Source organism: Pseudoalteromonas sp., assembly GCF_041613455.1.
Lineage (GTDB): Bacteria > Pseudomonadota > Gammaproteobacteria > Enterobacterales > Alteromonadaceae > Pseudoalteromonas.
Genome location: NZ_JBFJHD010000112.1, coordinates 1 through 9,991, shown reverse-complemented (window position 1 = coordinate 9,991; position 9,991 = coordinate 1). Strand labels below are relative to the sequence as shown.

Here is a 9,991-nt window from a genome sequence, read left to right as displayed (position 1 = left end):
CTATATGTTATTTGGTGCATTGTTTCACCTGCCTAATTTTAAAAAAGGCACGCCATTATTGATCCGTCAATTATATATGGTGGGCTCACAGTCACTGCTTATCATCATGGTTTCAGGGTTATTTATTGGCATGGTATTGGCTCTGCAAGGTTATACCGTATTGGTAGGTTATGGCGCCGAAGACAGCTTAGGGCCGTTAGTGGCACTGAGTTTACTGCGAGAATTAGGCCCTGTAGTTACCGCATTGTTATTTGCCGGACGAGCGGGCAGTGCACTGACGGCAGAAATAGGCTTAATGAAAGCGACCGAACAGTTATCATCATTGGAAATGATGGCGATTGATCCACTCAAGCGTATTATAGCGCCGCGATTTTGGGCTGGCGCAATTAGTATGCCCTTGTTAGCATTAATATTTTCTGCAGTTGCAATTATAGGTGCTCACTTAGTAGGCGTAGACTGGTTGGGAGTGGATACTGGGAGTTTTTGGTCAATCATGCAATCACAAGTCTCGTTTGGCGAAGATATAGTAAACGGCATCATTAAAAGTGTGGTGTTTGCAATTGTAGTGACCTGGATCGCCCTTTATAAAGGATACGATTGTGTGCCGACCTCAGAAGGGATCAGCAAAGCGACCACCGAAACCGTCGTACACTCATCGTTAGCGGTATTAGGATTTGATTTTCTTTTGACAGCGGTAATGTTTACCAACTGATAGGGTACAGATAATGAATTCACGGAAATTAGAGATTTTAGTTGGTTTTTTTGTCGCGTTAGGAATTCTAGCTTTTGCTATGCTAGCGCTTAAAGTTGCCAACTCTGGTATTAGTGGTTCGGGTGAAACGTATACACTGAATGCTAAATTTGACAACATTGGCTCGTTAAAGCCCCGTGCCCCGATTAAAGTGGGTGGGGTGGTCATCGGCCGAGTTGAAACGATTTACGTTCATCCACAAGAATTTTTACCGGTCGTTAATATGAGCATAGATGCGCAGTATTTATGTCGTTTTTCAGATACCAGCTCGTTGTCTATTTTAACTTCAGGTATTTTAGGTGAGCAATATTTAGGCCTGAACCCTGTTATTGCTCCTACAGCAGCTAAGCAACGTTGTTTAGGTGAAACGGTAACCGAAAATGCAGATGATCAAGCCATAGATGATTTATTTGGCGTAGAAAGCAAAGCCCTTGGTGATGGTAGCTCGATTACAGATACTAAATCTGCCATTGTACTGGAAGAGTTAATTGGCCAGTTCCTATTCAACCAAAGTAGTGAGTAATTATTATGTTGCAGAAAATTTTTGCAGTCGCTGTATTCAGTATGCTGGCATGTGTGCACAGTGTGAATGCCGCAGACGTTAAACTAACAGATCCTAATAAAATGGTGCGCCAGGTATCTGATAACACCTTTGCGCGGATCACTAAAGATCAGCCAATAATTGTGGATAATAACGAGTATTTGCGCGTTATTGTGGAAGAAGAATTAATGCCTTACATTGACTATAAGTACGCCGCATTACGCGTGCTTGGCAGTGAAGTGTCGAAAATACGTGCGCTTACCGACGAGGCTGAAAAAGCGCAAGCAATTAAAGATATTCAACGCTTTATTGCGGTGTTTAGAGACTATTTAGTGGCCACTTATGCCGGTGTATTTACCCAATACACTAATCAGCATGTTGAGTTTGCTCCACCTCAGCCATTTAAAGGCAAAGACGTGGTGGTGATCAAAACCACCATAGTGGAAAACGGCAAGCCTGATATTCGTATTGATTTTAAAGTACGCCAAGATAGAGATGGCAATTGGCGCGCTTACGATATGATAGCAGAAGGGATTAGCTTACTGGATGCAAAACAAAGTGAGCTGCAAGGCATGCTACGCCAGCAAGGTATTGCGCATGTTAGCGATCTACTAGAGCAAAAAAGCCAACTACCAGTGCAATTTAGAGGCAATAGTGCCAATGACTAAGTTGGTGATCAAGCCCATTGATGAGCAGCATATTCAAGTGAGTGGCGAATTAACGCGAAACTCAATTGATGCCGGCTTGCTATTAGGCAGTCAATCATTAACTAAGCACAGTACCTACTACGTTGACCTTAGCCAGTTAGCTCGGGTCGACACTGCGGGCTTAGCTTGGTTAATTCACTGCTTTGCACATTACAAGCAACAAGGTATTCGCCTTGAATTACAAAATCCGCCTGAGCAATTGCAAAAGTTAATGCAATTAGGTCAAGTGACAACCCTATTTGAGTGAGAGTTATGGAAACTAGCCAAGTCGAAACATTACTACGCGACGAACTTCAATTAGCTGAAGTACATGTAAAAGCCAATGGTAGCCACTATGAAGTAATAGCCGTCGGAGAATGCTTTGACGGTTTAAGCCGTGTTAAAAAGCAACAGCTAGTTTATGGGCCGTTAATGAATACTATTTCTGATGGCACAATTCACGCAGTCTCTATTCGTGCATTTACTCCGACCGAGTGGAAACGCGAACAAAAATTTATTTTACCGCAATAATTAAGGCCCCTACATGGATCAATTTGTAATTCAAGGTGGCACTTCGCTTGCGGGTGAAGTTACTATCTCTGGTGCTAAAAACGCCGCATTACCTATTTTATTTGCAGCGCTGTTAGCTGACGGTAAAAGTACTTTCAGCAATGTGCCACGTTTGCGTGACATTGTGACTACCGAGGCACTATTAAAAACATTAGGCGCGGGTGTAGAGTGGCAAGGCGATAGATTAATTATTGATGGTGCCGCGGTTGATAAAACCTTGGCACCGTATGAACTGGTTAAACAAATGCGTGCATCGGTGCTCGCGTTAGGCCCGCTAGTGGCACGTTTTGGTGAGGCGCAAGTATCGCTTCCGGGTGGCTGTGCAATTGGTGCGCGCCCGGTTGATATTCATATTCAAGGCCTTGAGCGCATGGGCGCGCATATCAGCGTTGAAAATGGCTATATTAATGCCAAGGTTAATGGCCGCTTAAAAGGCGCTGAAGTGTTTATGGAAATGGTCAGCGTGGGCGCCACTGAAAACCTGTTAATGGCCGCAACGTTAGCAGAAGGTAAAACGGTACTTGAAAACGCCGCACGTGAGCCGGAAATTACGGATTTAGCAAACTGTTTAATTGCCATGGGCGCTAAAATTAGCGGTGCTGGCAGTAGTCGAATTGAAATCGAAGGTGTCGAGCGCTTAGCGGGCTGTGAACACCGTATTTTACCTGATCGCATTGAAACCGGAACCTTTTTGGTAGCAGCTGCAATGGCGGGTGGCGAAGTGCTGTGTAACAACACCGATTTCCATTCATTAGAGCCGGTGATTGAAAAATTACGCGCCACTAATGCGCACCTTGAAGTACACGACAATAGCATTTATTTAGATATGCGTGGCCGTGAGCTGAAAGCGGTTAATATTAAAACTGCACCGCACCCTGGTTTTCCTACCGACATGCAAGCGCAGTTTACTGCCTTGAATGTGGTTGCTAATGGTAGCGCGACCATTACCGAAACTATTTTTGAAAACCGTTTTATGCACGTTCCAGAGCTACAGCGTATGGGCGCCAATATTCGCTTAGAAGGTAACACGGCGATTTGTGGCGAATCACACACACTAAGTGGCGCGCAGGTAATGGCCACTGATTTACGTGCTTCAGCAAGTTTAATTTTAACCGGTATTGTGGCGCAAGGTGAAACGGTGGTTGACCGTATTTATCATGTAGACCGAGGTTATCAGCGCATAGAAGATAAACTTAGCGCATTAGGTGCCAATATTAAACGCCGCAGCAGCTAGTGGTAAGCCTAGTAGCTTGTTGGTTAAAATAGCAAAAGCGCGGTAAATACCGCGCTTTTTTTATGTCATATTGGTAGACGGGTGGGCTAGAAAATGACGCTAATAGTGTGTAAAACTAGTTGTTATTAGGCCTTCTGCTGCAATTCCCCTTGAAGGGTTGCCACTATCCGTCTTGCGCCTGCGTGATCGCGGTGCTCGCCTAAATAAATGCCTTGCCATGTGCCTAATACAAGCTGACCGTTTGCTATCGGAATAGTTAACTCACACCCTAAGGTACTTGTTTTTATATGGGCTGGCATATCGTCATCGCCCTCGTAATCGTGGCGGTAATACGCTTGTCGCTCGGGAACAAAGTGATTAAAGTGACTTTCCATGTCCATGCGCACAGTAGGATCGGCGTTTTCGTTAATGGTCAAGCTTGCTGAGGTGTGTTGTATAAATAAGTGCAGTAAGCCTATTTTGTACTCAGTGAGCTCCTGCAGTTGCGCCATTATTTCGCTATCTATAATATGAAAACCCCGAGAGCGGGGTTTCAATATCAGTGTTTTTTGTTGCCAACTCATAATTTGTCGAAGCTAACTTCTATATTAGCGTTACCGGCATCACAGCTAAATGGCATGATTATTTTTTTACCTTGGCTTTTATGGGTAATGGTGTGACCACTTCCAGACACCACCATAGGAGTTGCCATATCGAAGTCGTAGCCTTTTTCCGCTAATAAATTTTTTGCACCACCGGTAACCATATTGGTAATTTCGCCAACCATATCGGTGACTTCTTCATTAATGGTATCAGGGCGCTCACCTAGCATACGTTCCATAATTGTTAATGCTAATACTTCATCAAAGGTGATAGAAAAAGAACCACGCGTTTGCGGACCTACCATACCGATCAGCCCAGAAACATCACCACAGGCTACTTCATCGGTTTTGATCCGTGGCTTTCCAGGTTTTAGCTGAGTGTCAGCCATCGTGCTTAATACATTGATTAGTGATGATAAAAAAGGGTTAATGAACTCTACATTCATACTGCTTACTCTTTAGTTGGTACTTTTAAATAGCTACATAGGTTATGTAGCTATTTGGGTAAATTGGCGGGCTATGCTCTACAAGACTCGCACTTGCCATGGGCTTCTATTGTTTGCGCAGAAACAACAAAGCCGCTTTCGGCTGCTAAGTTATTTAGTTCATGAGAAATAACGCTCGAATGCAATTCTTTAACAAAACCACAGGTGTCGCAAATTAGTAGTTGCACAGGGTGAATATGATCAAAGTGATGGCACAACATAAATGCATTGGTGCTTTCAATTTTATGAATAAACCCCAGCTCCGCTAAAAAGTCTAAGGCACGATAAATAGTGGCGGGTTTAGCGCCCGACTCAGTGACTTTTAATTGCTCTAGCAGATCATATGCCCCAACACCGCCCTGTGAACTCGCAAGTAAGCGAAACACCTTCTCGCGGATCGGCGTAAAACGTGCACTGCGATTGTCACATACTTGTTTTGCTTTACTTACGAGTAATTCTATATTCATCGTTCTCTTATCCTTACGCTGCCGTGATATACTATCATATTGTATTGTAGTTACAGCGTTTTTATTAAACGCTTTATTTTAGCTGTTCACTAATGTCGAGGTCTCGACAAACAGTAAGTTATTATCGTGTGCGAGCCCACAATTACAGCCAGTGCCGCAGAGCTAATGGTCACGCTCAGGCGCATTATGTGCGCGATGTAATAGCACTACTATGGCTATCCATACTTGCAGGTTACCGTGTTACTGGCTCGCCATAGTGAGTATACGTGGATTGCACTGTTATTCACATCACCTTTGCCGCTAACACGGTGAATATTATCACTAACTGCTGTTAACTTTGTTAGCTGCAGAGGTAACACACTATTTTCAGCATATTGCAGCACACACTCACTTCAGCTTGCAACTGTTTGCTTAATATTGAAGCATTGCTTGCTTTTGTGTAAAATGCAGCGCCTTTCAAGCCGTGCTTACTATAAACCTACCCTGAGGAATTTACTTTGGATACTCGACCGTTAAATAGACGTTTTTCTGTAGCCCCGATGTTGGATTGGACGGATCGTCATTGTCGTACTTTTCATCGTAAAATGACCAAGCACACAGTGCTTTATACCGAAATGATCACCACCGGTGCTATTTTATTTGGTCGTGGCGATTATTTGCATTTTAACCAGCATGAAGGGCCGGTGGCGCTGCAGTTAGGTGGTTCCGACCCGCAGGCATTAGCACAATGCGCTAAGTTGGCGGGCGAGCGTGGTTATGATGAAATTAACCTCAATGTGGGCTGCCCATCTGATCGAGTACAAAATGGCCGCTTTGGTGCGTGTTTAATGGCCGAGCCGCAATTAGTGGCTGAGTGTGTGGCGGCAATGAAAGCCGAAGTCAGCATTCCAGTAACGGTAAAAACGCGTATTGGTATTGACGAGCAAGATTCCTATGAATTTTTGTGTGCCTTAATTGAAGCAAGTCATAAAGTTGGTTGTGATGATTTTATTATTCATGCGCGTAAGGCATGGCTTAATGGTTTAAGCCCAAAAGAAAATCGTGAAGTCCCGCCGCTGGATTACCCGCGTGTTTATCAATTAAAAAAAGATTACCCACAACTGGATTTAAGCCTCAATGGTGGGGTTAAAACCATTGAGCAAAGTTTGGCACATTTAGCACATGTTGATGGCGTAATGATAGGCCGAGAAGCCTATAGTAATCCGTTTATGCTCAATGAGGTAGATGAAAAAATATATGGTGCTGCAGCCAATAGCCAGTCTCGCCATGATGTGGTGCGCGCGATGTATGATTATATTGAAGATGAAATGCGCCAAGGGGCTAATTTTTGGCATGTAGCCCGCCATATGCTGGGAATATTTCAAGGCCAGCCTGGTGCACGCGGTTTCAGGCGTCACCTTTCAGAACATGGTCACGGTAAACAAGCTGACTTATCGGTGATGGATAAAGCACTCAGCTTTGTGCCTGAATAGCTTTACTTGCAATGCACACGTAGCCACCTTAGGGTGGCTTTTTTAGGCCTAAAATTTAGTCAAAACTATAACTTATTGGTTAATTACACTTAATGCGTTTCAGCTTAGCCTCAGTTAATTTTTATACTTACACTTTAACTCACTGATAAATAACAGTTTATATTGGTTGGCACGGCATGGCATAACTCTTGGAAAGCTTTTATGACAACCAATAACAATTGCAACGCATAACTCAATGCAACATTGCTTGCTCACGCTGCAACAACAAATAGCCGACGCTAAAGCAAAATTAAACTGCGGTTATCCAGCTAATTTAAGGAGATAATGATGAATAACTTTAATGGCCAACGTGGCTGGTATAAAGATAGCCACAATAAAAAAATTTCAGGCGTGTGCAGTGGTTTGGCGCAACGGCTCGATTTTCCTATCTGGTCAACTCGCTTAGTCGTATTGCTGCTACTAGTTAGTTTCCCGCTGATGGTAGCGATTGGTTATTTTATAGCACATTGCTGCTTAACCGAAAAAACGGATTAAGGAGCAGACAGATGAAAGTGTTAGCCCTGGTTGTCATTATTTACCTGTTGTTTTTTACCGATTTAGCGTCATTGATAGCGCATGATGCGTGGCAGTTACCACTGTGGATTGCTGATATAAGCTGGGTTGGTTTGGAGTTAATTAGCGCCTTGGCGATGATTGTTTTTGTTGTTGTCGCCGCGGTGCTGATGGCATTGGGAGTGGTTGGTTTTGCTGGGGTGATTGTGGCAGGCGCTCTATTCGCCTGTTTGTTTGGCTCGTTACTGATCGCTTGGCCATTACTGCTAATAGCCGCACTTTGCTGGTTAGTGGCCGATAACAAAAAAGTAGCATCTTAACCTTAATTTAACTGACTATTACAACTGAACTATGTTAAATTTGTTACTTAGCTTTATGTTTTAACAAGGATTAAAATGATGACTAAAGTGTGTTTTTCGCTGGCTAGTGCTTTTATTATGAGCGTTTTTTCGTCTTCTTTACTCGCTCATTCAGGGCATGAACACGACAGTAATGTTGCAGCACTTGAAGTTCATAATGCGCAAGTGAGAGAATTCCTACCTACTGCCAAGTCCAGTGTCGCCTATTTAACCCTTGTTAATCATAGTGATACCGATACCGTATTAACAAAAGCCAGTATTGATGGGTTAGCGCGAGTCGAAATTCATCAGCACACCCATGTGGATGGCATGATGAAAATGCAACAAGTTGCATCATTACCTATAGCCGCACATCAACATGTTGATTTTAAGCCAGGTGGTTATCATTTAATGGTTTTTGAGCCAATAGAGCCGTTAAAAGTAGGTCAACATCGTAAACTCACGCTATATTTTAGTGATGGCAACCGTGTGTTTACCAATGCAGAGGTTGTGTCGCTTGCTTCTCAAGCCGAGCAGTCAAACGCGTCAAAGTCACATAATCATCATTAGGAGGATAAATGTCACAATATAAAGGAAAAATAGCCGCAGCATTAGTGATAGTGCTGATTGTGTTTTACGCTATTGCAGTATATTGGAGCACGGAGCCTGCGCGCTTTGATGTTGTCGATAGTGCAAAGCAGCAAGCGCAACAACGTAATGAGCAGTTTGTGATTGGCTATACGACGACCTCAACACTGATGACAGTGGCGCAAACACTGCTAGATAAACCCGGTGGCTATTTGTCGAACGACGTTTTACCACCCAGTATTTTAATGGATGATATGCCGGCGTGGGAATATGGTGCATTAGAAATGGTGCGCGACTTAGCGTTATCAATGCGTAAAGACTTTAGCCGCTCTCAATCGCAGTCAACCGAGCATGAAGCACTGAAAAAAGCACAGCCACAATTTAATATTAGCTCAGAAGCATGGGCGTGGCCGAGCGCCGAGGCCGAATACCAAAAAGCGATTGATTACCTGCAAATTTACCGCAGCCAAATAGCCAACCAAAATGAGCGTGAAAGTCAGTTTTACTCGCGTGCCGATAATTTACGTAGTTGGTTAAAAGAAGCTGAAAAACGCTTAGGTAGCTTAAGCCAACGTTTAAGTGCCAGTGTTGGGCAAGACAAAGTAAACACCGATTTAGCCGGCAATTCGTCAAATACGCAAGCAACCTATGCCCCTCTGCAACAACAAGTTAGAACCTCATGGTGGGATATTGACGATGTGTTTTATGAGTCACGCGGGGCAACATGGGCGTTACTACACTTTTTACAAGCGGTAGAGTACGACTTTGCCGATGTGCTAGAAAAAAAGAACGCACGAGTGAGCTTGCAACAAATTATTCGCGAACTTGAGGCAACTCAAGAAACCGTGTGGAGCCCAATGATTCTAAATGGTAATGGATTTGGTTATGTAGCCAACCATTCATTAGTGATGGCAAATTATATCTCTCGAGCCAATGCGGCTCTAATTGAACTTAGTGAACTATTAGCGCAAGGATAGAAAATGAAAAAATATTGTTTAGCCGCCGCCCTTTCTTTGGCATGTTTAGCACCCGCAGCGCACGCCGACACCTTATTAGGTTTGTATGTGGGGGTTGATGGTTGGAAATCTGATAATGAGGGTAGCTTCTCTTATCAAGATAATGCCGCGCAAAATTTTAATTTTGAAGATGAAACCTTCGTGAGCTATTACGCTGCACTTGAGCACCCCGTGCCGTTAGTGCCTAACATTAAACTAAGGTACACCGAGCTTGAGTTAACGGGCTCGACGCGCCTTGATCAAAACTTTAGCTTTAACGGCAAAGACTATGTTACGCAAACGAATATAAATTCAGTCAGTGATTTTAACCATATTGATTACACCTTATATTACGAGATTTTTGACAACGATTTAATTTCTATCGATTTAGGTGTTAACGCTAAGCAATTTGACGGCGCAGTTACCGTGACAGGTACCACCTTACAAGGTGATGTAAATCACACCGAAACGGTTGAGTTTTCTGGTTTTGTGCCACTGGCTTATGGTCGTGCCGAAGCTGGTTTACCATTTACCGGCTTAAGTGTGTTTTTTGAAGGCAGCTTCTTAGCCATAGATGACAGTAAATTACACGATTACCAAATGGGTATTGCGTGGGAGTTTATTGATAACCTAGCAATAGATGTGGCGGTTAAAGCGGGTTACCGCTCTATGGTCATCGAGCTAGATGACGTTGATGATATTACTACTGATATTGATGCATCGGGCCCGTT

15 protein-coding genes are annotated in these 9,991 nt (G+C 43.5%); 12 read left to right on the top strand and 3 right to left on the bottom strand.

Annotated features, from left to right (window positions below; all coding sequences use genetic code 11):
* From mlaE to murA, 6 genes are all read left to right on the top strand, one after another.
* The coding region (gene mlaE / locus ABYB02_RS11015) for a lipid asymmetry maintenance ABC transporter permease subunit MlaE (RefSeq protein ID WP_372762503.1) at positions 1 to 712 on the top strand (712 nt) is incomplete at its 5' end.
* A gap of 13 nt (positions 713 to 725) precedes the next feature.
* Entirely contained in the window at positions 726 to 1,274 is a 549-nt protein-coding gene (gene mlaD, locus ABYB02_RS11010; RefSeq protein ID WP_372762502.1) for an outer membrane lipid asymmetry maintenance protein MlaD, read from the top strand.
* A 5-nt stretch (positions 1,275 to 1,279) separates the two neighbouring features.
* Positions 1,280 to 1,960 carry a phospholipid-binding protein MlaC gene (locus ABYB02_RS11005; RefSeq protein ID WP_372762501.1) on the top strand — a complete coding sequence of 227 codons (681 nt, stop codon included), beginning with the start codon at positions 1,280 to 1,282 and terminating at the stop codon, positions 1,958 to 1,960.
* Positions 1,953 to 2,246: a lipid asymmetry maintenance protein MlaB gene (locus ABYB02_RS11000; RefSeq protein ID WP_372762500.1), complete on the top strand. Its 294-nt coding sequence runs from the start codon at positions 1,953 to 1,955 to the stop codon at positions 2,244 to 2,246. Before ABYB02_RS11005 ends, ABYB02_RS11000 begins: the two co-directional genes overlap by 8 nt.
* Positions 2,247 to 2,251: 5 nt before the next feature.
* Positions 2,252 to 2,509, top strand: a complete 258-nt coding sequence (locus tag ABYB02_RS10995; protein WP_007378312.1) for a BolA family protein — start codon at positions 2,252 to 2,254, stop codon at positions 2,507 to 2,509.
* Positions 2,510 to 2,522: 13 nt separating this feature from the next.
* The gene (gene murA / locus ABYB02_RS10990; RefSeq protein WP_372762499.1) at positions 2,523 to 3,782 is read left to right on the top strand and encodes a UDP-N-acetylglucosamine 1-carboxyvinyltransferase; all 1,260 of its coding nucleotides are present in this window, start codon (positions 2,523 to 2,525) and stop codon (positions 3,780 to 3,782) included.
* A gap of 125 nt (positions 3,783 to 3,907) precedes the next feature.
* Here the strand turns inward: murA and ABYB02_RS10985 are convergent, their stop codons facing one another.
* The 3 genes from ABYB02_RS10985 to ABYB02_RS10975 form a co-directional block, all read right to left on the bottom strand.
* The gene (locus tag ABYB02_RS10985; RefSeq protein ID WP_372762498.1) at positions 3,908 to 4,345 is read right to left on the bottom strand and encodes a secondary thiamine-phosphate synthase enzyme YjbQ; all 438 of its coding nucleotides are present in this window, start codon (positions 4,343 to 4,345) and stop codon (positions 3,908 to 3,910) included.
* Complete coding sequence (locus ABYB02_RS10980; RefSeq protein WP_372762497.1) at positions 4,342 to 4,809, bottom strand: chemotaxis protein CheX; 468 nt, start codon at positions 4,807 to 4,809, stop codon at positions 4,342 to 4,344. Before ABYB02_RS10980 ends, ABYB02_RS10985 begins: the two co-directional genes overlap by 4 nt.
* 71 nt (positions 4,810 to 4,880) lie before the next feature.
* On the bottom strand, positions 4,881 to 5,315 hold the full coding sequence (locus ABYB02_RS10975; RefSeq protein ID WP_372762496.1) for a transcriptional repressor: 435 nt from the start codon (positions 5,313 to 5,315) through the stop codon (positions 4,881 to 4,883).
* 539 nt (positions 5,316 to 5,854) lie between these two features.
* Here ABYB02_RS10975 and dusA point away from each other — a divergent pair.
* From dusA to ABYB02_RS10945, 6 genes are all read left to right on the top strand, one after another.
* Positions 5,855 to 6,787 carry a tRNA dihydrouridine(20/20a) synthase DusA gene (gene dusA / locus ABYB02_RS10970; RefSeq protein ID WP_372762506.1) on the top strand — a complete coding sequence of 311 codons (933 nt, stop codon included), beginning with the start codon at positions 5,855 to 5,857 and terminating at the stop codon, positions 6,785 to 6,787.
* A gap of 327 nt (positions 6,788 to 7,114) precedes the next feature.
* Complete coding sequence (locus tag ABYB02_RS10965) at positions 7,115 to 7,321, top strand: PspC domain-containing protein (protein ID WP_372762505.1); 207 nt, start codon at positions 7,115 to 7,117, stop codon at positions 7,319 to 7,321.
* Between the two features lie 11 nt (positions 7,322 to 7,332).
* A complete protein-coding gene (locus ABYB02_RS10960; protein ID WP_372762495.1) occupies positions 7,333 to 7,659 on the top strand; it encodes a hypothetical protein in 327 nt (108 codons plus the stop codon).
* 78 nt (positions 7,660 to 7,737) lie between these two features.
* Entirely contained in the window at positions 7,738 to 8,247 is a 510-nt protein-coding gene (locus ABYB02_RS10955) for a copper chaperone PCu(A)C (protein ID WP_372762504.1), read from the top strand.
* Positions 8,248 to 8,255: 8 nt separating this feature from the next.
* Positions 8,256 to 9,242 (top strand): DUF2333 family protein, encoded by a 987-nt coding sequence (locus tag ABYB02_RS10950; RefSeq protein WP_372762494.1) that lies wholly within the window; start codon positions 8,256 to 8,258, stop codon positions 9,240 to 9,242.
* 3 nt (positions 9,243 to 9,245) lie between these two features.
* Positions 9,246 to 9,991: TIGR04219 family outer membrane beta-barrel protein (locus tag ABYB02_RS10945; RefSeq protein ID WP_372762493.1), on the top strand; the 746-nt coding region annotated here is incomplete at its 3' end.

What these genes read in the sequence shown, in the direction of transcription:
- ABYB02_RS10955 (WP_372762504.1), top strand. Translation starts at nt 7,738, where the DNA reads ATGACTAAAGTGTGTTTTTCGCTGGCTAGTGCTTTTATTATGAGCGTT.
- ABYB02_RS11005 (WP_372762501.1), top strand. Translation starts at nt 1,280, where the DNA reads ATGTTGCAGAAAATTTTTGCAGTCGCTGTATTCAGTATGCTGGCATGT.
- ABYB02_RS10960 (WP_372762495.1), top strand. Translation starts at nt 7,333, where the DNA reads ATGAAAGTGTTAGCCCTGGTTGTCATTATTTACCTGTTGTTTTTTACC.
- ABYB02_RS10965 (WP_372762505.1), top strand. Translation starts at nt 7,115, where the DNA reads ATGAATAACTTTAATGGCCAACGTGGCTGGTATAAAGATAGCCACAAT.
- ABYB02_RS10995 (WP_007378312.1), top strand. Translation starts at nt 2,252, where the DNA reads ATGGAAACTAGCCAAGTCGAAACATTACTACGCGACGAACTTCAATTA.
- ABYB02_RS11000 (WP_372762500.1), top strand. Translation starts at nt 1,953, where the DNA reads ATGACTAAGTTGGTGATCAAGCCCATTGATGAGCAGCATATTCAAGTG.
- murA (WP_372762499.1), top strand. Translation starts at nt 2,523, where the DNA reads ATGGATCAATTTGTAATTCAAGGTGGCACTTCGCTTGCGGGTGAAGTT.
- mlaD (WP_372762502.1), top strand. Translation starts at nt 726, where the DNA reads ATGAATTCACGGAAATTAGAGATTTTAGTTGGTTTTTTTGTCGCGTTA.
- ABYB02_RS10985 (WP_372762498.1), bottom strand. Translation starts at nt 4,345, where the DNA reads ATGAGTTGGCAACAAAAAACACTGATATTGAAACCCCGCTCTCGGGGT.
- ABYB02_RS10980 (WP_372762497.1), bottom strand. Translation starts at nt 4,809, where the DNA reads ATGAATGTAGAGTTCATTAACCCTTTTTTATCATCACTAATCAATGTA.
- dusA (WP_372762506.1), top strand. Translation starts at nt 5,855, where the DNA reads ATGTTGGATTGGACGGATCGTCATTGTCGTACTTTTCATCGTAAAATG.
- ABYB02_RS10950 (WP_372762494.1), top strand. Translation starts at nt 8,256, where the DNA reads ATGTCACAATATAAAGGAAAAATAGCCGCAGCATTAGTGATAGTGCTG.
- ABYB02_RS10975 (WP_372762496.1), bottom strand. Translation starts at nt 5,315, where the DNA reads ATGAATATAGAATTACTCGTAAGTAAAGCAAAACAAGTATGTGACAAT.